Genomic DNA, 23,943 nt, shown 5'->3' with positions numbered 1-23,943 from the left:
AAACAACGCGGTCAGTCCCCTCTCCCTCCGGGAGAGGGCTAGGGTGAGGGCAGCGTCATGACTGACTCACCACAAGCCTGACTCCCGCAGAGACCTCATCAGCATTTATGCCGGATATCGACTGATCTCGACGTTATCCAGCACCCGATTCACCGCCAGTTCCGCCAGCATGATCACTTGCTGAATCCCCAGGATCCGATGCCGCTGCGGCGTATCGACAAAAGCCGCTACATCACTGGCCATGACACTGGCGGTGGCCAGGGACTCACAGGCATGGGCCAGCAGGGTTTCGTCGTCCATGTCCGGGGATATCTGGAACATCTGGCTCGGTCGGCGGCCGGGGCATTTTTTGGGGATGGGATTGAAATGGTGGTCGAGCGCGCGTTCGGCGGCGTCGTGGAGTTTCTTTGAATCGGCGGATTCGTAGGGCGAGGTTTCGTCTGTTTCGGGTGGATTCGGTGTTGGCTTTTTCATGATGGAACTCCATTCGGGATGTGGAGTTCGCCGCTCACTGCGACCAAGCAATAGGGTGGCGAACCGTACGCAGGTTGGTCGACCAGGGAATGGATACCCGGCAGGGCCGTTAGCCCTCCCACGCACAGTTCGCCATTAAGCATGCTGAAAAGTGCGCCATTCTAAACCCGGACGACCAAGCCCGTTCGCTGAATTTGCAGCGACCCCCAAAGCCTATCCACCCCATTTCCGAGCGACAACCGACGCGACATGTCAGAAACATCCCCTGCAAACACCCTGTCTGTAGGACATACACACCCTGTGTAAAAAACGCAGCCCACAAAAAAAGGCGACACCCCTCACAGGGCGTCGCCTTCTTTCTTACTGCCGTTACAACTTACTCCGGCAGTTTGTACGCAATCACATAGTCACCCATCTTGGTGCCCAGCGAGCCGTGACCACCCACCACGAGCAGGACGTATTGCTTGCCGTCCTTGCCGGTGTAGGTCATCGGGGTCGCTTGGCCGCCGGCAGGCAGACGCGATTTCCACAGTTCTTTACCGGTGTTCACGTCGTAGGCGCGCAGGTACTGGTCGAGGGTGCCGCTGAGGAAGCCGACGCCGCCGGCGGTGACGATCGAGCCGCCCATGCTTGGCACGCCCAGGGTGAAGCCGATCGGGATTGGCGAGCTGTCGCGGCTGGTGCCGTTTTTGCGTTTCCAGACGACTTTGCCGGTGGTCAGGTCGATACCGGCGACGTAGCCCCAGGCCGGAGCCTGGCACGGTACGCCCAGTGGCGACATGAACGGGTGCATGATCACCGCGTATGGCGCGCCGGTGTTCGGTTGCACGCCAGCGGTTTCGCTCTCGCGTTTGCTGCCGGCTGCGACTTTTTCGCGAGGCACCATTTTCGAGACGAAGGCCATGTAGTTCGGGCTGGTGAACAGCATCTGGCGAACCGGGTCGACCGAGACGCCGCCCCAGTTGAACACACCGACGTTACCCGGGTAGATCAGGCTGCCCTGTTCCGACGGAGGCGTGTATTGGCCTTCGTAGCGCAGTTCCTTGAACTGGATGCGGCACAGCATCTGGTCGAACGGGCTGGCGCCCCACATGGCTTTTTCGGTCAGTTCCGGGGCCAGCAGGTTCAGGTCCGAACGGGCCTGGGTCGGGGCGGTGTGGTCGCCTTTCACGGCGCCTTGGGGCACCGGGATTTCCTTGATCGGGATGATCGGCGTGCCGTCGCGACGGTCGAGGACGTACAGGCTGCCCTGTTTGGTCGGAGCGATCAGCGCAGGTTTGATGCCGTCGGCGGTTTTCATGTCCAGCAGGGTTGGCTGGCTGCCGACGTCCATGTCCCACAGGTCATGGTGGGTGAACTGGTAGTTCCAGCGCACTTTACCGGTGGCCAGGTCCAGTGCCACGACGCCGGCGCTAAATTTCTCGGCGCCCGGGGTGCGGTCGGCGCCCCATTGGTCCGGGGTCTGGTTGCCCAGTGGCAGGTAAACCATGCCGAGTTTTTCGTCGACGCTGGCCAGCGACCACATGTTGGCCGAGTTGCGGCTGTAGGTTTCACCTGGCGCCAAAGGCTCGGTGGCGTCTGGCTTGTCGCTGTCCCAGTTCCAGACGAGGTGACCGTCACGCACGTCGAACGCGCGGATCACGCCCGATGGCTCGTTGGTCGATTCGTTGTCGGTCACGTGGCCGCCCATGATCACCAGATCACGGGTGATCGCGGCAGGCGAGGTGGAGTAGTAGCCACCAGCGGTGAACGGGCCGATACCCTGGGTCAGGTCAACCACACCGTTGGTGCCGAAGCCTTCGCAGATCTTGCCGGTGTCGGCATTCAGTGCGATCAGGCGTGCATCGGCAGTCGGCAGGTACAGGCGACGCGGGCAGGCCTGGGCGACGGCTTTGCCGGCCTCGGAGATGACAGCGGAGGCTGCGTTTTCAGACTTGGCGTAAGCGGCTTCGTCGTAGTACGACACGCCACGGCAGGTCATGTGGGCGAAGCCCTTGAAGCCGACCGGGCTCTTGATCTGCGGGTCGAAGCGCCACAGTTCCTTGCCGGTGTCCGGGTCCAGCGCCAGCACTTTGCTGTGGGCGGTGCAGGCGTAGAGCATGCCGTTGGCTTTGAGCGGGGTGTTTTCGTTGGTCAGCTCGACCGGGTCATCGGCGGTCGGCAGGTCGCCGGTCTGGATGCGCCAGGCTTCCTGCAGTTTGCCGACGTTGGCCGGGGTGATCTGCTTGAGTGGCGAGTAGCGGTCACCGAACTCGGTGCGGCCATAGGCCTGCCAGTCGCCATCAGGCATGGCTGGCGCGGTGCTGGTGGTGTCGGCGGTGTCGCGACCCAGTTCGCCGAAGATTTCTCCCGGGTGGGTGAACAGGCTGGCCAGGGCGGTGACGCCGGCCAGAATCACGGCCACGGTCAAACCGCCGGTGCCCATCGGCGCCGGGCCTGCGAGCAGCAGCGGGCGACGGAACCACGGCAGCAGCATCACGAACCCGAGGACAAACCACAGTGCCAGGCGCGGCACCAGTTGCCACCAGTCCAGACCGACTTCCCACAGCGCCCAGACGGTGCTGGCGAACAGCACGATGGCGTACAGGCCCAATGCTGCGCGACGGCGCATCAGCATCAGAATGCCGGTCAGCGTGATGCCGATACCGGCCAGCAGGTAATACAGCGAGCCGCCGAGCGTACTCAGCTTGATTCCCCCGGCCAGCATGGCCAGGCCCATCAGCAGAAGCAGAATGCCGAGCAGGTTCGGCAGAAGACGGCTTCGACTCGAAGCACCTTCAGTGCTCATAGTGTGATTCTCCGTGACGTTTATGTAGTCCCGCGCTGTAGTCACTTTAGATGACGATTGGGCGCAGGCATGGTTCAGATAAAAACTTGTCTTGCTATCGAATTTCTTTCGCAGGACTGAGCCGCGTGCGCTGGATTAGAACGACGACTGGATCTTGATCCCGCCGATCAGCGCGTCATCGACCTTGTCCACACCGCCCGGATGGCGGATGTATTGCAGGTTCGGGCGCACGGTCAGCCAGTTGGTGACGTGCACGCCGTAATAGAGTTCAGCGCTGTATTCGGTGTCCTGTGGTGGCAGGAAGGACGGATCGTCGTAGTCGTAGACAGCGCGGGCCTGGTTGGTCGCCTCGGCGTTCTTGCGGTAGGCCGGGTTGACGTGAACGCGGGCCAGGGCGAAACCGATGTCATCTTTTGCACGGGCGTCGAACAGGCCTTTGTAGACCACGCCGGCCTGGACGTAGTTGTCGATGGCGTTGGTCTTCTTGTCGTGCATCGTGCCGTTGGCGAACACGCTCAGACCACGGGAGTTGTCGCTGGCCACGCTGGTGATCTGTTGCTGCACGCCGAGCCACACGCCGTGTTTGCTCGAAGCGCTGCGATAGGCTTCGCCGCTCAGGGCAGCGGGCTGGCCGTTGCTGTCTTTATAGGCGTCGGTGGCCTTGGCGTTGCTGTAGTAGTAACCGGCGCGGTATTCGCCCGGCAGGCCGTTGAGCTTCGGCTTCCACACCAGTTCGATCGGCAGGATTGCGCCCTGGGTGCCGCTGCCACTGAGCTTGAAGCCGTTGCCGCGATCAAGGTTCGACGGGTTCTGCTCGTAGGCGCCGACTTGCGCGTACAGCTCTGGCGTCAGGTGATATTTGACGCGCAGCGCCCATTGGCTGACCGGCCAGTTGTACCAGATGCCGCCGACCCAGTTGCCGACCTGCGAGCCGCAGAACGCCAGGTTCTGGAAGTCGCACGGGAAGCTGTTGAAGTCTTCGCCTTCGCCGAAGCGGCCGACCTTGATGTCGAGCTTCTGGTCGAAGAATTTCTGCTGGTACCACATCTGCGTCAGGCGGGTGGTCTGGCCACGGCCCCAGACTTCCTGGGCCGAGGTGAAGCCTCCGACGCGCGGGTCGTTGATGCGGTCGTTGCTGATGTTGTTGCCGCTGCGTTTGGTCACGGTCAGCTGAAATTCAGCGTCGTTCCAGCCCAGCAGCTTTTGCAGGTCCAGGTGGGTGCCGAGGCCCCATTGGTCGCTGTAGCGCGCGGTGCGGTCGTGGTCGTAGCCGCCGTGCAGGTTGCTGCCCATTTCGCCGGTGTAGTCGAGCTTGAAGTCGATGCCTTTCGCCGAGAGTTCGCTGCGGGTGCCGTTCCAGTCACCGAGCATCCACGGTGATTCACTGTCGAAGGCCGGGGCGGCCTGGGTGCAGGTGGCGAGGCCAAGGGCGGTGCAGCCGCCGATCAGGCGCAGGGTGGAGATAGCGCTGTCTCGGGAGAACGGAAAATCGGGCATGAATAGGGTCTTTCTTGATCTTTTTGGGGGATAAGCTGGCCGCTACGATTTGACGCAGGCAGTGAAGCGGTTCAGCAGAAGGGCGGCAGGATAATGTCCTGTTACAAAAACACAAAGGGCTTTTGCAGACATGAACCCTTTCGGATTCGGTAACAGTGCGGCAATACAGCGCATTGCGGGCATTGGCGCAGACCTGCGATCTTCTCCGGTTGGCCTACATTTAACCCAAGGCCTTCCACCCGCCCATGCCCTCGGCTAAGGTGCGCGGCTTCTGTATTTTCACTTCGCCCAAAGGCCCGGCATGAACGACCACAATCCCGATCCGCTGCACGGCGTGACCCTCGAACAGATCCTCAATGCACTGGTGACCCACTACGAATGGTCGGGCCTGGCCGAGCGCATCGACATCCGTTGCTTCAAGAGCGATCCGACCATCAAGTCGAGCCTGACCTTTTTGCGCAAGACACCTTGGGCGCGGGAGAAAGTCGAGCGGCTGTACGTGAAACTGATGCGCACCAAGCGTCCGCTCTGAGATGAACGCCGTATGGCGGCGACGCCTGATCACTTCGGCCGCAGTGCTGGGCTGGGCCGGGCTGGGGATTCAGCTGTACCTGATTTTCTTCGCGCGCCTGAGCGTCGGCGCCAGTCTGCTGGGCGGGCTGGTCAGTTTCTTCAGCTACTTCACCGTGATCACCAACACCCTGGTGGCGGTGGTGCTGACCTGTGCGGTGACGGATCGCGAATCCGCAGCACGACGCTGGTTTCTGCAACCGTGGGTCAGCAGCGGGATTGCCGTCAGCATTGCGGTGGTGGGCCTGGCCTACAGCATTCTGCTGCGACATCTGTGGCACCCGCAGGGCTGGCAGTTTATCGCTGACGAATTGCTCCACGACGTGATGCCGCTGCTGTTCCTGGCTTATTGGTGGTTGTGCGTGCCGAAGGGCAGCTTGCGTCTGAAGCACCTGCCGCTGTGGCTGATTTATCCGCTTGTGTACTTCGCCTATGCGCTGTTGCGCGGGCATTTGCTGGGGGCTTACGCGTATCCGTTCATCGACGTGGCGCTGTTGGGTTATCCACAGGTGTTCATCAATGCCGGGGGGATTCTGCTGGGGTTTGTGCTGATTGCGTTGCTGGTGATTGGCATCGACCGCTGGCAATCCGCACGAAGTTAAGACCAATGTGGGAGCGAGCCTGCTCGCGAATGCGGAGTGTCAGCCAACATCAATGTGACTGACGAATTGCTTTCGTCGGAACGCCGCCCGGAGCAGGCTCGCTCCCACAGTGGGGATATCACTCTTCTTCGGAGCCTTCTGCGCGCCAGTAACCGACCGCTTTGACGAACTTCTCGTCGAGTCCGTGCTCATCAAGCAGCACCCGGCGGATCTGCCGCGAAACCTTGGTCTCGGTCGCCACCCACGCATACAGATTGCCCTTGGGCACCTGCAATTGTTTGACGGTGGTCAGCAGATTGTCTTTGCCGCCCTCGCGCAAAACCCAGATCACGTTGACCTGCGCCGCGCTTTCCAGCGTTTGCTGCTCCTTGCCGTTTTCCACTTCGATGACCACCAGCGCCTTGCGATTGGCCGCCAGCCCTTCGAGGCGGCGGGCGATGGCGGGCAGGGCGGTTTCGTCGCCGATCAGCAGGTAGCTGTCGAAGATGTCCGGCACGATCATCGAGCCACGCGGGCCGCCGATGTGCAGGAATTGCCCGGGCTTGGCCTGCTCCGCCCAGGTCGAGGCAGGGCCGTCGCCATGCAGGACAAAATCGATGTCCAGCTCTAGCTTGTCGAGGTCGTAGCGGCGCGGGGTGTAGTCGCGCATTTCCGGCATCGGCACGTCGCTCTTGCCGGCGCCGAGCACCAGGGTTTCCAGCGCGGCGGCCTGTTCGGCGTTCTGCGGGAACAGCAGCTTGACGTGATCGTCGGTACCGAGGCTGATGAAGCCGGCCAGTTCCGGCCCGCCGAGGGTGATGCGGCGCATGCGCGGAGTCAGGTCGACGACGCGCAAGACTTCCAGGCGACGACGTTTGATTTCGTGCATCACACGATGGATGCCTTGGGTCTGTACTTCAGTCATTCGGCTTTCTCCGGGGCAGATTGAACGGCGGGGCCGTCGACGATGGCTTTGGCGGTGTCATTGAGCAGGTCGCGCACCCGCAGGATTTCTTCCGGGCTCCAGCGTCCGTGGTGCATCTGCAGGGCATGGCGCAGGTTATGCACCGCTTCGTGGATTTCCGGCGGGCGATCATGGCCGCGCAGCGAGCGCTTGCTGACGTCGATGCGCATGCGCACGCCGTCCAGGGCCACCGCCTGTTCGCTCAGGGACTGGCGACCGGCATCGGTCACGGCGTAGCGTTTTTTCCCGCCCTCGGCATCGCCGCTGATCATTTCGCTTTCTTCAAGAAAGGTCAGGGTCGGGTAGATCACGCCGGGGCTGGGGCTGTAGGCGCCGTCGAACATGGTTTCGATCTGGCGGATCAGGTCGTAGCCATGGCAGGGCTGTTCGGCGATCAGCGCCAGCAACAGCAGTTTCAGATCGCCGGGGGCAAACACCCGTGGGCCGCGACCGCCGCGCTCGCGGCCGTGGCGTTTTTCGAAGCCGTCACGGCTGTCGCCATGCTCACGGTGGGGGGAATGATGGTCTCTCATTTCAGTCTTCTCTCGTCGTATTTAGATACAACTTAAGATATATCTTTTCGTGCGAGCAAGGATTTTCTGACCCGAAGACGACGCCAGCGACGAACGGTGCGTGGCAGTGAGTCTGGAAACCTCATCGATACGACCATAACTAAAAAGTTAAAGTCATCACTCTATTAATCGTTGAGCTTATGTTCTAATTTGCACTCGGCCCCCCATTCTTCTTGCTGAAGTTGCTGTATGGTTTTTTAGAGAAAAGTGTCGGTAGTCTATAACTTACAGTCATTGTTTTATATTTGAAGATTTTGTTCTTTTTTCTTTCCAGTTGCAGGGGTGATTAACTACGCGTTCGTGGGAAGTTGCCTGCTTACATTCAATGGCGAACAGTCGATCATGCCCCGGCGTTGAAACTTCAAAGCCACACCGTCGATATCGGCCGGCGTTGTTTGAACTTTCAATGCTCAATCTTATAAAGACAGGGTAATGAACGATGTTCAAGAAAATCGCACTCGCTGCTCCACTGGCTGTTCTGGCACTGGGTTCTTCCATGGCGTTTGCTGCCGGCGAAGCCCGTCACTCCATCAGCCTGATCGCTCACGTTCCAACCAATGGTTTCTATGTGGTTCCGGTCGATCCGGATCTGGTCAACAAGGACCAGGACATGAGCTTCAGCCCGATCACCGGCAGCATGAAACCGGTCAACGGCTTCTTCGACACTCGTAACAACAACGGCTCGGTGCATGGTTACCTGGAAGGCGTGCCGAAGCTGGTGGGCGGCTCGAGCATCATCGATCTGGAGGTCAAGTTCAACAACGTCGTGCTCACCCAGACACCGCAACTGGTGGTCGGTGAAACCGAATCCAATGTGAACTATCGCGCACCGATCAGCATCACCGCCAAAGGCTCCACTTTCACCCCGGGTGATTACACCGGCGCGGTCACCATGATGTTCGATGCCGTGGATCCGGTACTCGGCTCGCTCTAACGTCTGGAAGTAACAAAATCCGGCTGACGGAAGTTTCTGTCAGTCGGACTTCTTGTCTGTTTGCAATCAGAGTAACTGTTCATGTTCCCGATGACGCCCATCGCGGCTGCACTTGCGTTGCTGTTTTGTGCCGCAGCCATGGCGGCTCCTGCCGCCTCTGGTACGACACCGCGAAGTTTATTGGCGCAGGCCAAAGGTTTGCCGGCGGATTTTGAAGAGCACTTTTTTGATGTTCCGCTGGCGGTACGGGTCGAACTCGACCAACAGCCTCTGGGCGAGGCCATGGTGGTGCTGTCCCGTGACGATCGCCTGACGCTGCTGGAATTCACCGACACCAGCGACAGCCGTTTCAGCGCCTTCGAGCGGGACGTCTGGGCCGACTATCTCAAGCCCGGCGTCGCGCTGGGTGCCTGTAGCGGACGATGCCCCGAGCAGATGCTTGCGCTGCACTACAACCTGGAAAGCTCGCTGGTGTCGATCGTGACGGCCAATGCCGAACGTGACACCGAGGTCAAGCGTTTCCATGAGCAACCCGAGGATGGCAGCAGCGGCCTGATCGTGCGTAACCAGCTCAACCTCAATGGTGGCCAGGATCAGGATCTGGGCGGGCGCTTCGGCCTGGCGGCCAGCGGCAGCCTGGGCAACTGGACCCAGACATTCAACATGCAGCTGGCCCGCCTCGGCGGCCCGGACGACAAGCTTTATCACGCCGTCCATGAGCTGCACACCCAGCGCGAACTGCAGGGCAGTTTCCTGCGTCTGGGGTATTTCACGCCGGCCTCCGAAGGCCTGATGCGCCAGCCTCGTTCCTTCGGTGCCAGCCCCGACACCACGGTCGGGGTGATGTATGGCAGCTCCGACAGTCTGGCAATCAATTCGCCTCAGCCCAGCGTGTACCCGATTTACGTCACGGCCAACCGTCAGGCGTCGGTAGAGATCCTGCGTGACGGTTTGTTGATCAATACCCAGTCGGTGCCTGCGGGCCTGCAGACCCTCGACACGCGTCCCTTGCCGGGCGGCATCTATGACGTGGAGGTGCGGTTGATCGAGGACGGCCAGATCACCTCGACCACCCAGGAGCTGGTCTACAAGCCGAACAACTGGCGCAATCTCGATGACCGCTGGCGCTACAACCTGTTTGCCGGTGAGGAAAGCAAACTGCTGAGCAACTGGGACAACCAGGTCACCGGCGATCCCACGGCCGGGGCTTCGATCAACTATCTGCTGCATCCGCGCATGATTCTCGGCCTGTCGGCACGCCAGATACGCGACACCTTGCAGTACGGCACGTCCATCGATTGGACGCTGGCCAACAGCGTCAGCCTGTTCGCCAACATCTATGAAACCCAGGACCATGGCACCGGCCTCGACCTGCAAGGGCTGTACAACTACGGCGCCGGCAGTCTGGTGGTCAGCCATAACCGCAGCTGGCTCGACACCACCGATCTCTACGAAACCCTGCCGGATGGCACGCGGATTCGCCAGCGCAATGTGTTTGTCGGGCAGACCAGCAACTCATCGCTGGCACTCAACCATCGACTCGACAGCCGCAATTCGCTCAATGCCCGGGTTTCCCACAGCGATGGCAACACCGAAGGCGTCGGCGTGGATCTTGGCTGGACCCAGCGTACGACGCTGTTCGGCAGCGACGCCAACTGGCGTCTGTCGCTGTTTGACCGACCGGGCACTTTCAGCAGCGGTGACGAGCGTAATCGCGGGGTCGATCTGAGTATCAATCTGGCTCTGGGGCCGCCCGGCCAGCAGATCACCGGCAGCATCGGCTCGCGCACCGCCCGTGAAGGCGGGCGTGACAACAATGCGTCCCTGGGCTGGCGCAAGGACTTCAAGGATCACGTGCTGCAGAACGTGTCGGTCACCGCGCTGAGCGACACCTATGGCGTGGGCCTGTCGAGCCTGGCGAGTTTCCACACGGATGTCGTTTATGGCGACGGATTCGTGCAGCGCTCCTCCTACAACGGCAACTTTACCGGTGGCCTGAACCTCGACAGCACGCTGGTCATGGGCGCCGACCAGATGATCCTGACCAGTCAGAGCGAAACCCGCGGCGCGGGCATGATCGTCGACGTCGAGTCGGATATCGATGGCATCGCCCTGCGCGCCGACGATTACAGCGGCGGCAGTGCGGCGTTGAAACCGGGGCGCAATTTCATCCCGATCACCGCGTACCAGAACAGTTCGGTGAGCTTTGACTTCCAGGGTAATCACGCCCCGGCCGCGACCATTGAGCCGGCACGAACCCGTTACCACATGAACAAGGGCGGGGTGGAGTACCGCAAGGTACGGGTGATGAGAACCCTGACTGTGCTGGGTCGGTTGGTCGATGCCCAGGGCCGGCCGCTCAAGGGCCATCACGTGATCAATCACGCCAGCCGGGGGGTGACGGAAGTCGATGGCTTCTTCTCGATGGAAATGAACGCCGGAGCGCCAACCCTGGAAGTGCGTCAGGGCAACCAGTTGCTGTGTCAGTTCCGCCTCGATGCGAACAGCCATCGCAGTGAAAACAACGTGTTGATGATCGGTGATCTGCGGTGCACCCCGGACACCCTGGCCGATGTCACTTCTACCGAGCAGAAGGCGGGTTGAAACCATGAAAAAAACGACGTGTTGGCTGGGGTTGCTGGCGGCGCTGAGCGCCTCGCCGGCAGGGGCGGCGAATCAGGAAATCCGTGCCTTGTTCCAGCCTGATCCTGCGCATCCGAACAAAAATGTATTCATCAACCAGACGCCCAACAGCGGTTATTGCGCGGTATGGCCGGATCAATGCGTCGACAACCAGATGTTCAGTATCGAGTTGCCGATTCGTTTCACTTCCAGTCGCTTCATGACAGCCGGTTTTCCGCTTTCACTGAAGGTGCCAGCCAACTGGAGGCAATTGACAGTCACCAACCGGGACACCCAGGAAACCGAAACCGTCGAAGTGCGGGTCATCGGCATCGGCTCCGATTTTGTGCTGAGCGATACGGCCGCCAATCTGGTCGGAGTATCGGACATCCTCGAAGGTCATCAAAAACTCTGGACCACCAGCAGTTGGGTTTACGCGCCGGCGCCCTGTCAGTACAGCGGCGTGGGTTCCTACACGCCTTCGACGTATCGGTTTTTCTGGAAAACGCCGGTGGAAGCAAGCTGTACCAAGGTAACGGCTTTCCTGATTCCGGGAATGGCTTTCAGAACGATGGATTTCGCTTACGAACTGCGCACGCCCAATCCGCTGGGCATGTCGTCGGGGCTCTATACCGGCTCGTTGTCCTACACCCTCGGTCCCGGTGGTGATTTCGATCTCGGCATGCAGATGTACCCGGACGACAGCAACCTGACTCTGGATTTCGTACTGGATGTACAACACACCCTGAAGGTCGATCTGCCACCGGGAGGCAACAAGGTCACCCTTGAACCGGCCGGGGGCTGGCAGAGCTGGCTCGACAGCGGCCGCAAGCCGACCAGGATTTTCCGCGATCAGCCTTATTTCCTCTCGGCGTCGTCACGCTTCAAGGTCCAGATGACGTGTGACTCGCTGGGGGGGGAGGAATGCAATTTGCGCAGTCCGACAGGCCGATCCACCAAGGCGACCGTCAAGCTCAGTGTGCCGGGGGGAATCGTCGGCCCGGGTGGTGCCGACGGCTGGACGGGCTCGCTGCTCCACAACTTGTGGATAGGCCCTTTCCAGCCCACCCACTATGTGGATCGCAAGCCCGGCAACCTGCATTTTTCGATTTCTCAGCGGGACATCGAGTTTCTATTGCAACCCGGCGTCAACGACACACTCACGGGGCGCATCACCATTATCTGGGACTCGGAAGTCTGACCCTCCGGATCAACCCCTTACATCTTTCAAAAGGTTGAAGACGATGACACGCCTGTTTCTGCTTTCACTGCTCGGCCTGCTTGGCGGACCCGCACTGGCCGGGCCGCAGATCAATGTCGGCACGGTGTACGACTATCTGGATGGCGACAAGAGCACCTACCTCAAACGTGTATTCAACAGCGGCGACAGCACGGCCTTCGTCAAGGTCAACGTGCTGGAAATCGTCTATGACGATCAGGGCAAGCCGCAGGAAGTCCCGATCGAGACGGCCACCGACGGCGCGTCGCGCAATGGCCTCATGGCCAGCCCGGCGCGGTTGATCGTGCCGATCAAAGGCATGCAGGGCACACGCCTGCTGTACATGGGCGAGCGGGATCGCGAGCGCTATTTCCGGGTGCGTTTCGTGCCGGTGGTGCCTGAAAAGGAGGATGAATTCGTGGTGAGCGAGCAGGAGCGTGACGCGTACAAGGAGGGGTTGTCGGCCGGGGTCAACCTGATGACCGGTTTCGGCACGATCTTTTTCGTACGGCCCAGGGACGCCCGGTTCGAGACCGTCGTCAATGAAACGGGCGATCGCTATGAACTGCGCAACAGCGGCAACACCGTGGTCATCGTCGATGAGTTCAAGAGCTGTTCCCTGAGTAACGAAACCGACTGCGGCGCGACCACCAAGCACCATATCCTGGCCGGCAAGACGTTTGCCTTCGACAAGGAGAAGGGCCGCGAGTACCGCTTCAAGTTGATCGAAGGCGACAGCAAAAAAGACTTGAGGGTGACGAGCCGCTGACGGCGGTTTCCATTGACGCGCCAGGTAAAGAACATGAACAAGCAATGTGCCGTCCTTGCATTGATGGCAATCACCGCACTGACCAGTCACCTGACATGGGGGGCCCGCGAGGAACACGTTTTCGAGGTGTCCCTGACGATTCCAAGTCGGCCGTTCTATATCGTGCCCGCCGAACCGGACTGGATCCACCGGGTCCAGCGCCTGGTCTGGAATCCCGGCAGCGAGACGCTGAGCACGCTGAGCAAGCACTTCGATGTGCGGCATGACTCCAGCGCTATAGAGGCACGTCTGGACAGCCCTGCGCATCTGTCGAACGGCAGGTCGAGCGAGGACATCTGGCTGAAGGTCACTTTCAATGGCGTAGTGCTCGGGCCTGAAGTGCCTTCCCGACTCGTGCTGTCACAGGAGGAGGCGGCGGTGGGCAAGCGAGTGCTGCTGGAGATAGAACCGTTGAAACCGACCGGAGGATTCCGGCCGGGGGATTACAGCGGCACCGTGATGCTGCTGTTCAATGCCAGGGCACCGGGAGCGTGATCCCGGGCCTGGCATGGCGTTGCGAAGGGTGTTGCGCGCTTGCCTCACGTACACCGGTCGAAGATCAGATCCCGGCCCGGGCCATGGCTTCGCGGGTCAGGCGTCTGCTCAGTCCCTTTTCCTCGTAACCGATGTCGCGTTGCAGGCTCTCGTAGACGGCATCGGTCAATGGCTCCTCCGTCAGGACCTGGTCCAGCGGGATGGACAGTTTGTCCGCCAGTTTCACCAGGCTTTTCAACAGGGTCTGCTGCTCGCTTTGGCTGGGTGCCCGCTGCCATTCCCGGCGCAGTGACAACAGTTCCAGTCGGTCATGAAACAGCGCGGTGTTGCGGGCGAAATCGCTCGGGTAAGTCTGGCGCAGATAACGGTCCCAGAACGGTTGCTCGATCATTTGATTGACCAGCCCGTCGCCGGCTTCGGCTGCAATGATCTTCCCGTAGGCTTTGTCGATCGCCTCGTCAGTGACGCCTGCCACCGGGCGGAACCTCATGGCCTCGGATTGCCAGGGCAGATCCAGACGCCTGGCCAGCCCGGTTTCATACGCCAGATGCACCTCGACCTGATCGGGGTTGCTGTCCGGTCCACGTGCCTTGATATCGGCACGGGCAATTTCACCCACTTGCTCAAGGCGCGCCGACCCTTTGGCCAGCGTCACCAGTCGCGATTCGGTTTCGGCGAGGGTAGTGGAGAAGCTCAAGGCTTCCGTGGCCAGCACTTTCACCCCCATGTTGTTGAACAGCTGGGCGCCGGCGTCCTCACAGCCCTCCGGTTCGGTGGACATGAGCAACAGTTCTTCGCGCAGCATCGGGTCGAGTGTCATGGCGTCCACCATGCGCCATACGCGGTCGGTCAGTTGTGCGCGAGCGCGTCCCCCCTGGCGGTAGTCGGCGGAACGGGTCAGGTCCTGGATGACCTTGAAAAAACCTTCGGAATCCGGCTCGTTAATCAGTTCATGCCAATCCTCTGCGCGGTGGATACCGATGCCGGGTGATTCGCTGTACAGCGATGCATCTTCGTCGGGCGTCCATTTCTCCAGCAGATCTGCGGCAGGCAACCGATACCTGACGGCTGGCATCAACCCCACGGACTCCCGGTACTGTTCGTAAGTCATGCGAAGGTCGGGCGGCAGTTTTTCCCGGTCGACTCGGGTACGGGCAATGAGAAGGGCCTTGTCCGAGCCTGGGGCGACGTCGGGTATGGAACGCAGCCGGTTTCTGCGCAGATCGAGGAAAAAGCCCTTCGGTCGGGCAAGGCTGAACACCCCTGGCGGCCAGGCCTTGAGATCGGTATTGGACAGGTTCAGGACCTTGAGCCAGGGCATGCGCTGCACGGGCGGCGGGTCGCCCAGTGGATTGTTGTCCAGTCGCAGGATTTCCAGGCGTTCGAGTCTCTGCATCTGCTCGATGGCGGACGGCGTCAGCTCGATCATGTTGTCACTGAGTCGCAGGGTTCTGAGCTGCGTCATATTGCCGATGTTCTCGGGCAGGCTTCGCAAGCCACAGTTCCTGGCACTGAGTTGCTGCAGATTGGGAAAGTTCTTGAGCAGCCCCCCTGGCCCGGACGAGAACTGCTGGGCATCGAGGCTCAGCGTCGTGATTTGTTCCAGATACGGTTTGAGTTCCGGCAAGGGTGGCCACCAGCGTTCGAGATTGTGCGGCAGTAGCTGTGAGGACAGGTCCAGGGTGTAACCGTCCTCCAGACGGGTGCCGCGTTCGCCGAACACCTCGCCAATCCTGTCGAAGCAATCCACCAGACGCTCCATGATCAGCCGACCGCCCTTGCGCTCGAACTCCCAGTAGGCGTCGGGCAGGCGGCCGGCGTCGTCCGGCTCGAATCCGCTCAGATGGCGTTGGCGCCAGTTCTCCAGGGTGTTCCTCAGGTTTGTCCGCTCAAGCTTCAGGCGTTCGATTTCCTGGTGGGGATCGCCCTTGGCCTGCAACGAACGGGTGAAGGCAGCCACCTCGCCCCGGTCAAAGTGCGGATAGAGTTCCTGCACCTTGGTTTCGACGGTTTTCTCCGTGAACGGCCAGCGTACCTTGGACAGCCCCTTGCCCTGCACCAGCAGTTCGGTCTGCCGTGGCACGAACGCCCGCAGGGGCGGCCGGGCAAGCAGTGTCCGGCGCTCGGCGGGTGTATGCGCCTTGGCCATCACCCATTGCCTGAACAGTTCCCCTTGCCCCGGGCGATAGCCCAGTGCGTTGCGTTTTGTCACCGGCAGGGCTGACAGGACGGCTTCATAGAGACTGTCGGCACCGTGGAGCAGCCTGTTCTCGCCATCGTGCACTTCATAGCGGCCATGCTCGTCCCTGACCAGGATTCGCACGCTGGTCGCGTCTTCGGCCCCGGCACGGCAACGCAGCGGTCCTTCAGTGGTGCCGTCGCGTACTTCGATGCGCAAGTCGGCGAAGGCGTCGACATGCAGTCGCAGGGCATTGAGGGCCAGTCGCTCGGTATCGGGCACCAGTAATGCCGGTTCGTAGAGGCCTTCGACGGCACGGGCCGCCCGCGCTTCGAAGGCACTTTCACGGGCCAGGTTCTTCAGGCGCAGGGGAATGCGCTGCTGTTCGGACATGAGCTGTCGTTCCGCGGGCGTCGCCTGCTCCAGCAGGGGCTGAGCGACCGCCGATGGCAGTTGCGGGAGTCGGCGCTGCAGCAGATTCACCTGCGGATTGCCGGAGCGGTTCCTGAGTCGGTACTCGTAATCGAAAATCTCGGGGGTTCGCGCCTCGACGGCTTGCGCCATCCGATTGCGCAGCGCCTGGACCTGCAAGTCCTGGGGGTAATGTCTGCCCAGCACGGCGGTCATCTCGGTTTCACTCAGAAAACCGGGCAGACGCTCCGGCAGCCGGCCAGCCATCAGGTCGGCAAGACTGATGTCCAGCATTTTGTCGGAGGGCGCTGCGGCGTTGCCGTACTGGCGGTGGCTGCCGGTCAGGTCGGCTTGCTCGAAGACTCTCAGCCCTTTATCCGCCGGCCATCCCGGCAGGTTCGCCGCGATGGTTTCAAACCAGTAGGAGTCGGCGGGCAAGGGTTGCCCGTGACGCACGAGCTGGCTCGCACCGCGGGTTCGATCCCAGGTATCGAAACGGGCGACGGTGTCGGCCAGCAGCGGTGGCGGAGCGGCGTTGTCGACATGCATCCGGCGTAACGAGTCATCCGGCGTGCCGCTGATGCGGCGCAGTGTTTCCAGCTCGGCGGGCGTGTAGTCATCGACGGAGTGCCCGATCCGTCGCATCAGGGTCGATCCTTCCCAGTCCTGGGGCCGTTCGCCTTCGTGGACCCAGGCACCCAGGCCGTTGTGGCGCAATTGGGGAGCGTAGGCTTGTGAGCGCGTCGGGTGCAGGATTCGATATTGGTCGCTGGAGATGTCGTACAGCACTTGGTAATGCTTGCCCTCCAGGGGCAGGACGGTTTTGCCGGCGACCTGGTGCAGACCGAGGGTGTCGGGTTTCGATGTCGGGTTCGGTGCCAGTGTCGGTTGCTCATAGGGTGTGAGATCCGGGTGCCAGAGGCGGGTCTTGCCGTCGAACGAGCGCACGGGCCTCATCCCTTCGATCAGCGGTGACAGCTTCAGGCGAAAGGTGTTGCCGATCGTCACGCCGGCGCCGAATGCCGCCAGTTGCAGGACGTCGGTCACCACCCCCAGCACATGTTCGCCCACTTCGGCGAAATGCCCCTCGGCCAGGTCCACCATGCCTTCGACTGCTTCGTTCGTAAGCTGGTACGCGGTATAGGCGAGCATGAGTTCGCCCAGAAACGGTACGAAAGGTGTCATCACCAGCAGCGCTGCATTGAAGATATCCGAAGCGATTTTCTTGAAGTTTTCCCACCAGGCCCAGCGCGCCTGGCTGTCCGCGTCGGCAGTGGGCATCGCGATGCCCCGGGCGTCATTGAGAATCTTGTTCAGTCGTTGCTGGTAAAGGTGAGTCCACAGCGGCTGGTTGATCGGCGGGGCGCTGAACTGCAACTGGGGATTGCTCACCGGAGTTTCACGCCAGGACGGACGCGGATCACCCGGCTCCCTCGGATACCACTTGACGTACGTGAGACGTTGCTCGAGGTCGGCGAAAAAATGTCCACGTTGTTCGTGATCGACAAACTGACTGAAGAACTGGCGGTAGCTCATGCCGGTCGATGGCAGGACGTTGTTGTCGCGCAGTTGCCGGCTCAGTTCGTTCATGAAATCCGGGATGGACGGGTATTCCTTGAGCGGATGCTCGGGGTCGTGAGGTACATAGGCGATCATTTTCTGTGAGCGCTGCGGTGTATCGGGATCGGGCCTGATGATCAGGATCCCGGTGAGCGTGAGGTCCATCATGCCCAGATCGCAGAGCTGCATGGATTGCTGATCGAGCTTCAATTGCTGCCGACCTTCGAGCAGTTCGCGGACCAGTGCGTGCCCCTGACGGCTGATGTCGTTTTTCGCCAGCGCGATGTGCGCGGCAGCCTTGAGCGCCGATTGCTGGCTGCGCTGGACCTGGAGTTTCAGATAGGCAACAGAGACCGGGTCCCGCTCGAGCAGGAACGTTTCGAGGTGGGCCTTGTACTGCGCGCCGATGTCCAGTTCGCGGCACAGCGCCTGAAACTGGCTGACACTGATCCGGCTATTGATCGGTGATACATCGAACAGGTCGCGCGCAGGATCGGTCTTGACGACGAAAGCCGAGTCTTTTGCGAATGTTTCGTCATAGGCGAAGTTATGAAGGGCCGCATCGAGGAGCGACACGGTTCTTGCGGTATATCCTTTTGAAACTTGAATCACCCACCAACTGCTTTCCTTGGGGACATACAGTCGCAAACAGGTGTTTTCGACGTCGACATTGATTTTGTATTGCTCAAACAACTTTGCCCGCAACAACGGCTCGGCGAATGCACGAATGTCCTGCAAACGCGACAGTATCCGGTCAACCTTGTTCTGCGTGCTCCAGGCCTTCTTGTTGGCGCTGTCCAGGCGTTCGGCATGGTTGGCCGGCAAATCGGTCATCCACATATGACGATGCAGCGGAACATGTCGCAATGCATTGTTTCGATGCCAGCGCATATCAAGATAAACAGCGTCGATACGCGATTTTATCAATTCGTAATGTTGCCCTTTGTATTCATTTATTGCAGTCATTGGTGAAGCCTTGAATAAGTCGTGAGTTTTCAGACTAACGTTCAAGACTCGGAATGATTAGTTCAAAAGCCTGTTTGGGAATGCTGGGGTTTATCGCGGATCCATTGAATATTGATATGTATAAAACATATAAATAACACCCCGGCTTTGAATCCGTTTCAAGTGCCCGTACTCAGTGCCGCCACCGCTGTGTTTGCAGGGGGCAGGCACTGCGAGTCGCTGCCCGGTTGCAGGTACGGCATCAGAATCGGTGCCATGCCCTTGAGCACTTGCACCGGCAGGGCCGAGGTGAATTTGAAGTTCTCGGCCGAGCGCCCCGGAACGAACGCTGTGAGCGTGCCGAAATGGTGGTCGCCGATGTAGAACACGAAGGTCGCCGTGCGGTTGATCGACTTCGAACTGAGAATCCGTCCTCCGGAGCCAATCGCTTCGATCCGGTTGTCGCCTGTGCCGGTCTTGCCGCCCATGGTCAGCGGTGTTCCATCGGCCAGTTTGAAACTGCCGGAAACACGTTTGGCGGTTCCCGAGTCCACCACTTGCGACAGCGCTTCACGCATCGCCGTGGCGACTTCGGACGGCATCACCCGTTTGCCCACATGAGGATCATTGACCAGTTTCGTTTCGTAAGGCGTGCCAGCGGCAAAGTGCAGGCTGTCGATGCGCAGGGTCGGCATGCGCACACCGTCGTTGAGGATGGTGCCGATCAGTTCGGCCAATGCGGCGGGGCGATCCCCGGAGCTGCCGATGGCGGTGGCCAGCGACGGCACCAGGTGATCGAACGGGTAGCCGACTTTCTGCCAGCGCTGATGAATGTCGAGGAACGCCTCGATCTCCAGCATCGTGCGGATGCGACTGTCACGGGCACCCTTGTGCCTGCTCTTGAACAGCCAGCTGTAGACTTCCTGACGCTCGAACTGGCTGGCCTTGACGATGTCCTTGAAGGTCGCGTCGGGGTGGTTGAGCAGGTAGCCGATCATCCACAGGTCCAGCGGGTGAACCTTGGCGATGAAGCCCTGATCCGGCAGGTCGTAGGTGCCGGGACCGTAGGCCAGATACAGCCGTTCCAGGCGTTCGTCGGTGAGTTTTTCGGTGATTTTGACGCCCTTGAGGTGCGAGCGCACAAAGGTGTTGAAGTCTTCCTGGCTGGCGTTAGGCAGCAGGTAACGGTGCACGGCGGCCATGCGGATCGGGGTCGGGCGCATGCTGTCGAGGAAGGTATCGAGCCGGGCCTGGGTGTCCTTGTTGCGGTACTTCTTCCAGAACTTGAGCAGGAACGAGGTGCCCTCGCGATCGGCGAACGAGGCGAGGTATTCCTGACGTCTTGGGTCGCGGTCGTCCTTGAGCAGCTCGGCGCTGTTGTTGGGGCCTGAGTAGGTGGTGTAGCGCACCAGATCGCGCATCAGGCGAATGAACGGCAGGTTGATCGATTCGCGCAGGGCATCGCGCAGGGTCGGCAGGCGGCCGTTGTCTTCCTTGCGAAAGTTATGAAACGTGTGCAGCCCGCCACCGGTAAAAAAAGCTTCGCCGGGACTGGCCGAGTATTTGCGATCAAGGGCTGCGCCGAGCAATTTCGACAGATCGCGATCCTTGTTCTGGATCAGGTAATCGACCACCCACCGGCTCAGGCGATCCTGTTCAGGGACCTCGACTTTCTTCAGCTCCGGCACGCTCATGGCGGCGTATTTGTCATGCAGCTCCGCGATGATTTGCAGGTAGGTGGTCAGCACCCGCATTTTCGCCGTGGAGCCCAGCTCCAGTTTGCTGCCTTCGTTGATGTCGAACGGCTGATCGGTGCTGTCGGTCTGCACCCGCACACGTGAACCGTCCGGGGTCAGCTCGAACAGGGTGAAGCTGTAACGCACCTGAGTAGTGCTGGTGGGCGTCAGCAGGCGTTCGCCCATCAGGCCGACTTCGGTCGCATAGGCCGGGTCAGCCAGTCGTTTCAGATAGGCGGTGGCCTGGGTTTGCAGCTCGCCTTGCAGGGTGCTGGTGGCGGAGAGGTCGAGGCGGTCAAGGTCGTACAGCGGACGGTTGAGCATCGATGCCAACCGGCTGCGGGCGACACTGATGCCCTTGTTGGTCTCGATCGGTTGAATCGTCGGCTGGGTCTGCCAGTCGCGATAGCTAATGGTGCTGGCCAGCGCGGCATCGGCCAGGGCGGCGTCGATCACACCGTTCTGTTTGAGCAGGCGCAGGTGGCTGTTTGTCAGTTCGACCAGCTCCTCGCGGCCCTTGGTCAGGTAATGCGAAGGACGGCGCTGAGCGATCATCAGCGAGAGCATTTCGCGCAGGGCCAGGCCCTTGTCCGCCATGGACTGCGGATCGGTCGCCGAGCTGGAGAGTTTGCGGTTGGCCTCGTTGAAATCGGCGCCGTACCAGACCCGCAGGCCCTCGGCCATGCCGTGCACTTCGCCATGTCCCGGCACCGCCGACAGCGGCACGCTGTTGAGGTAATCGCGAATGATGTTCTGCCGCGCCGGCAAGGTTTCCGGGCCGCCCTGATAGGCGCGCACGCTGGCGGAAATCATCTGGCGGATCTTCTCCGCGCCGGACACCGTCAGCCCGTCGGGCGAGTGGCGGTATTTCTCAAGCTGGGTGGCCAGGGTACTGCCGCCGGCCGACTGCCCCGGCAAGTGCAGCAACTTGGCGACCTGCGACCACGCGGCCATGCCGAAGCGCGGCCAGTCCACCGCCGGGTTGGCCAGCGGTTGCTTTGGATCGAGCAGAAAACGGTTTTCGATGAACAGCAGGCTGTTGACCACCACCGGCGGGATCGAATCGAAACTCGCGTACAGTTGCTGCGGATAGTTGTACTGATACAACGGCGCCGCGCGGCAATCGGTGATCGACAGCCCGGCCTGGATCTTTTCGGAATAGGGCACGAACAGGCCCTTGTCGGTGTAGTTGAGCAGCGCCGGGGAGAAGCGCGTCTGCTCGGTGATCACGTAGTTGCGCTTGAGCAGCCGTGGCAGGAACTCGTCCAGCGAGCTGTAGCCCAGGCGCAGGTCGAACGGCCCGTTGCCCGGATAGCGGATCGCTTCGCTGGGCCCCGGTTGCAATTCGTACTTGAGTTTGGCGGCGTACTGGCTGACCTCGCGGGACTGAAAGCGCGAGGTGCGCATTTCCTTCATCGCGGCCAGGCCCACGACAATCGCGATGATCACCACCAGGAGCCAGAAAGCCTTCCACCCGTGCCGTTTGCGGCGGGGTTTTTCAGGTAAAGGCGCTTCATCCACACGTTCAGTCGGAACCACTTTTTCACTCGAATCGGTTTGCCACAAAGCGCCCATAGTCGATTGATCCATTCACGCAGATTGATCGGACTTGTCTGAAGCTTAGTCGGTGGTTGGCGCGGGTGAAAAAATTGTGAAGGCGGGACCCTGAACAAATCTGCACATCCGGCTGCAACCCTCCGGCAAGTGATCGCAGGCCTGAAAAGTCCGGAACAGAGAGGTCCTGAGGCAGCTGCGACTTTGGTCGCGGCATGACGTTGCACCATTGCTGTGCAATACTCGGCGCCCATTTGCGCCGTGAATAATCCTCGAAATGCAGGATGGTTTGTCTCGTAAACCTCGCAATCGACGAGGTTTAAGTCTGAATCAGATGCCTTATAGAGTGAAAAAACCTGTCGCAAGCTTTTTATACTGCACGCCCCGCTGATCCCGCAGGTTGCTTCTGCGGGACGGTCCTGCCCACGAAGCAGGGCCGGTTTCACCCAGGCGCAGGCTTATCGGCCGACGCTTGAACACTCGGTGGTCACATCCAATAACAAGACGAGGAACTCCCCCATGCCAGTCGGCAATCACCCGCCCCATGGCGAAACCGCTCAAGGCGGTCCGCTCAAACGCGAACTCGGTGAACGGCATATTCGCCTGATGGCGCTCGGCGCCTGTATCGGTGTCGGTCTGTTTCTCGGTTCGGCCAAGGCCATCGAAATGGCCGGCCCGGCGATCATGCTCTCGTACATCATCGGCGGTCTGGCGATCCTGGTGATCATGCGCGCCCTCGGCGAAATGGCCGTACACAACCCGGTTGCCGGCTCTTTCAGTCGCTATGCACAGGATTACCTCGGCCCGCTGGCGGGCTTTTTGACTGGCTGGAACTACTGGTTCCTGTGGCTGGTGACCTGCGTCGCCGAAATCACCGCGGTGGCGGTGTACATGGGCATCTGGTTCCCCGATGTGCCGCGCTGGATCTGGGCGCTGGCTGCGCTGGTCAGCATGGGCTCGATCAACCTGATCGCGGTGAAGGCCTTCGGTGAATTCGAGTTCTGGTTCGCCCTGATCAAGATCGTCACCATCATCGCCATGGTGCTCGGCGGCATCGGCATCATCGCCTTCGGTTTCGGCAACGACGGTGTGGCGCTGGGAATTTCCAACCTGTGGGCCCACGGCGGCTTCATGCCCAACGGCGTGACGGGCGTGCTGATGTCCCTGCAGATGGTGATGTTCGCCTACCTCGGTGTGGAAATGATCGGCCTGACCGCCGGTGAAGCGAAGAACCCGCAGAAGACCATCCCGAATGCAATCGGCTCGGTGTTCTGGCGGATCCTGCTGTTCTACGTCGGCGCGCTGTTCGTGATCCTGTCGATCTACCCGTGGAACGAAATCGGCACCCAGGGCAGTCCGTTCGTGATGACCTTCGAGCGTCTGGGCATCAAGACCGCCGCCGGCATCATCAACTTCGTGGTGATTACCGCTGCACTGTCGTCGTGCAACGGCGGCATTTTCAGCACCGGGCGCATGCTCTACAGCCTGGCGCAGAACGGCCAGGCGCCGGCCGGATTCGCTCGCACCTCGAGCAACGGCGTACCGCGTCGGGCGTTGCTGCTGTCGATCTTCGCCTTGCTGCTGGGCGTGCTGCTCAACTATCTGGTGCCGGAAAAAGTCTTCGTCTGGGTGACCTCGATTGCCACCTTCGGCGCGATCTGGACCTGGGTGATGATCCTGCTGGCCCAGCTCAAATTCCGCAAAGGCCTGAGCGCCAGCGAACGTGCGGGCCTGAAGTACAAGATGTGGCTGTTCCCGGTCAGCTCGTATCTGGCGCTGGCGTTCCTGGTGCTGGTGGTCGGCTTGATGGCGTACTTCCCGGATACTCGTGTGGCGCTGTATGTAGGCCCGGCGTTCCTGGTGCTGCTGACCGTGTTGTTCTACGTGTTCAAGCTGCAACCGAAGGATTCGGTACAGGGCGCGATGCGTTCGGCTTCGTAATTCGTTGTCGCTGAAACCTGAAAGCCCCGGTCGAAAGTCCGGGGCTTTTTCATGGGGGTGAGTTGATGCCGCTGGTCTGAAATCAGCGCAAAA

15 protein-coding genes are annotated in these 23,943 nt (G+C 60.7%); 8 read left to right on the top strand and 7 right to left on the bottom strand.

What is annotated here, in order from left to right:
- Window positions 1-105: 105 nt before the first annotated feature.
- The 3 genes from L6D74_RS22370 to L6D74_RS22360 form a co-directional block, all read right to left on the bottom strand.
- On the bottom strand, window positions 106-474 hold the full coding sequence (locus L6D74_RS22370) for a DUF6124 family protein (RefSeq protein WP_236190401.1): 369 nt from the start codon (window positions 472-474) through the stop codon (window positions 106-108).
- A 376-nt stretch (window positions 475-850) separates the two neighbouring features.
- Complete coding sequence (locus L6D74_RS22365; RefSeq protein ID WP_039765764.1) at window positions 851-3,262, bottom strand: glucose/quinate/shikimate family membrane-bound PQQ-dependent dehydrogenase; 2,412 nt, start codon at window positions 3,260-3,262, stop codon at window positions 851-853.
- Window positions 3,263-3,397: 135 nt separating this feature from the next.
- Entirely contained in the window at window positions 3,398-4,759 is a 1,362-nt protein-coding gene (locus L6D74_RS22360) for a carbohydrate porin (RefSeq protein ID WP_064599213.1), read from the bottom strand.
- Between the two features lie 301 nt (window positions 4,760-5,060).
- Here L6D74_RS22360 and L6D74_RS22355 point away from each other — a divergent pair, with 301 nt between their 5' ends.
- A complete protein-coding gene (locus L6D74_RS22355; RefSeq protein WP_007956650.1) occupies window positions 5,061-5,291 on the top strand; it encodes a VF530 family protein in 231 nt (76 codons plus the stop codon).
- 1 nt (window position 5,292) lies between these two features.
- Window positions 5,293-5,931: a Pr6Pr family membrane protein gene (locus L6D74_RS22350; RefSeq protein ID WP_236190400.1), complete on the top strand. Its 639-nt coding sequence runs from the start codon at window positions 5,293-5,295 to the stop codon at window positions 5,929-5,931.
- 118 nt (window positions 5,932-6,049) lie between these two features.
- Here the strand turns inward: L6D74_RS22350 and L6D74_RS22345 are convergent, their stop codons facing one another.
- Window positions 6,050-6,835, bottom strand: coding sequence for a siderophore-interacting protein (locus L6D74_RS22345; protein ID WP_064599209.1), 786 nt, complete (start codon window positions 6,833-6,835; stop codon window positions 6,050-6,052).
- Entirely contained in the window at window positions 6,832-7,407 is a 576-nt protein-coding gene (locus L6D74_RS22340; RefSeq protein WP_039765773.1) for a PadR family transcriptional regulator, read from the bottom strand. The genes L6D74_RS22345 and L6D74_RS22340 overlap by 4 nt, the downstream gene beginning before the upstream one ends.
- A 478-nt stretch (window positions 7,408-7,885) precedes the next feature.
- Here L6D74_RS22340 and L6D74_RS22335 point away from each other — a divergent pair, with 478 nt between their 5' ends.
- The 5 genes from L6D74_RS22335 to L6D74_RS22315 all read left to right on the top strand — a co-directional run bounded on the left by L6D74_RS22335 (window position 7,886) and on the right by L6D74_RS22315 (window position 13,524).
- Entirely contained in the window at window positions 7,886-8,380 is a 495-nt protein-coding gene (locus tag L6D74_RS22335; protein WP_064599207.1) for a CS1 type fimbrial major subunit, read from the top strand.
- Between the two features lie 81 nt (window positions 8,381-8,461).
- Complete coding sequence (locus tag L6D74_RS22330; RefSeq protein WP_236190399.1) at window positions 8,462-10,984, top strand: CS1-pili formation C-terminal domain-containing protein; 2,523 nt, start codon at window positions 8,462-8,464, stop codon at window positions 10,982-10,984.
- A gap of 4 nt (window positions 10,985-10,988) precedes the next feature.
- Window positions 10,989-12,203: a hypothetical protein gene (locus L6D74_RS22325; protein WP_236190398.1), complete on the top strand. Its 1,215-nt coding sequence runs from the start codon at window positions 10,989-10,991 to the stop codon at window positions 12,201-12,203.
- A gap of 43 nt (window positions 12,204-12,246) precedes the next feature.
- Window positions 12,247-12,990 (top strand): molecular chaperone, encoded by a 744-nt coding sequence (locus L6D74_RS22320; RefSeq protein ID WP_236190397.1) that lies wholly within the window; start codon window positions 12,247-12,249, stop codon window positions 12,988-12,990.
- A gap of 33 nt (window positions 12,991-13,023) precedes the next feature.
- Window positions 13,024-13,524, top strand: coding sequence for a CS1 type fimbrial major subunit (locus L6D74_RS22315; RefSeq protein ID WP_172829505.1), 501 nt, complete (start codon window positions 13,024-13,026; stop codon window positions 13,522-13,524).
- Between the two features lie 64 nt (window positions 13,525-13,588).
- Here L6D74_RS22315 and L6D74_RS22310 read toward each other — a convergent pair whose 3' ends face one another.
- Together L6D74_RS22310 and L6D74_RS22305 are read right to left on the bottom strand one after the other, a co-directional pair.
- Window positions 13,589-18,508 (bottom strand): NEL-type E3 ubiquitin ligase domain-containing protein, encoded by a 4,920-nt coding sequence (locus L6D74_RS22310; RefSeq protein ID WP_236190396.1) that lies wholly within the window; start codon window positions 18,506-18,508, stop codon window positions 13,589-13,591.
- A 290-nt stretch (window positions 18,509-18,798) separates the two neighbouring features.
- Window positions 18,799-21,930: a transglycosylase domain-containing protein gene (locus L6D74_RS22305; protein WP_236190395.1), complete on the bottom strand. Its 3,132-nt coding sequence runs from the start codon at window positions 21,928-21,930 to the stop codon at window positions 18,799-18,801.
- 498 nt (window positions 21,931-22,428) lie between these two features.
- Between L6D74_RS22305 and L6D74_RS22300 the strand changes: the two genes are divergently transcribed.
- Window positions 22,429-23,850, top strand: a complete 1,422-nt coding sequence (locus L6D74_RS22300) for an amino acid permease (protein ID WP_011335773.1) — start codon at window positions 22,429-22,431, stop codon at window positions 23,848-23,850.
- The last annotated feature ends 93 nt before the right edge of the window (window positions 23,851-23,943 follow it).

It is taken from the genome of Pseudomonas pharyngis (assembly GCF_021602345.1).
In the GTDB taxonomy this organism is placed as follows: domain Bacteria; phylum Pseudomonadota; class Gammaproteobacteria; order Pseudomonadales; family Pseudomonadaceae; genus Aquipseudomonas; species Aquipseudomonas pharyngis.
The sequence above is the reverse complement of the archived record's forward strand: the minus strand, read 5'-3'. Positions and strand labels throughout refer to the sequence as shown.

Excerpts from the sequence above, each read along its gene's own strand:
- L6D74_RS22370 (WP_236190401.1), bottom strand. The coding sequence starts at position 474 with ATGAAAAAGCCAACACCGAATCCACCCGAAACAGACGAAACCTCGCCC.
- L6D74_RS22365 (WP_039765764.1), bottom strand. The coding sequence starts at position 3,262 with ATGAGCACTGAAGGTGCTTCGAGTCGAAGCCGTCTTCTGCCGAACCTG.
- L6D74_RS22360 (WP_064599213.1), bottom strand. The coding sequence starts at position 4,759 with ATGCCCGATTTTCCGTTCTCCCGAGACAGCGCTATCTCCACCCTGCGC.
- L6D74_RS22355 (WP_007956650.1), top strand. The coding sequence starts at position 5,061 with ATGAACGACCACAATCCCGATCCGCTGCACGGCGTGACCCTCGAACAG.
- L6D74_RS22350 (WP_236190400.1), top strand. The coding sequence starts at position 5,293 with ATGAACGCCGTATGGCGGCGACGCCTGATCACTTCGGCCGCAGTGCTG.
- L6D74_RS22345 (WP_064599209.1), bottom strand. The coding sequence starts at position 6,835 with ATGACTGAAGTACAGACCCAAGGCATCCATCGTGTGATGCACGAAATC.
- L6D74_RS22340 (WP_039765773.1), bottom strand. The coding sequence starts at position 7,407 with ATGAGAGACCATCATTCCCCCCACCGTGAGCATGGCGACAGCCGTGAC.
- L6D74_RS22335 (WP_064599207.1), top strand. The coding sequence starts at position 7,886 with ATGTTCAAGAAAATCGCACTCGCTGCTCCACTGGCTGTTCTGGCACTG.
- L6D74_RS22330 (WP_236190399.1), top strand. The coding sequence starts at position 8,462 with ATGTTCCCGATGACGCCCATCGCGGCTGCACTTGCGTTGCTGTTTTGT.
- L6D74_RS22325 (WP_236190398.1), top strand. The coding sequence starts at position 10,989 with ATGAAAAAAACGACGTGTTGGCTGGGGTTGCTGGCGGCGCTGAGCGCC.
- L6D74_RS22320 (WP_236190397.1), top strand. The coding sequence starts at position 12,247 with ATGACACGCCTGTTTCTGCTTTCACTGCTCGGCCTGCTTGGCGGACCC.
- L6D74_RS22315 (WP_172829505.1), top strand. The coding sequence starts at position 13,024 with ATGAACAAGCAATGTGCCGTCCTTGCATTGATGGCAATCACCGCACTG.
- L6D74_RS22310 (WP_236190396.1), bottom strand. The coding sequence starts at position 18,508 with ATGACCGATTTGCCGGCCAACCATGCCGAACGCCTGGACAGCGCCAAC.
- L6D74_RS22305 (WP_236190395.1), bottom strand. The coding sequence starts at position 21,930 with ATGGGCGCTTTGTGGCAAACCGATTCGAGTGAAAAAGTGGTTCCGACT.
- L6D74_RS22300 (WP_011335773.1), top strand. The coding sequence starts at position 22,429 with ATGCCAGTCGGCAATCACCCGCCCCATGGCGAAACCGCTCAAGGCGGT.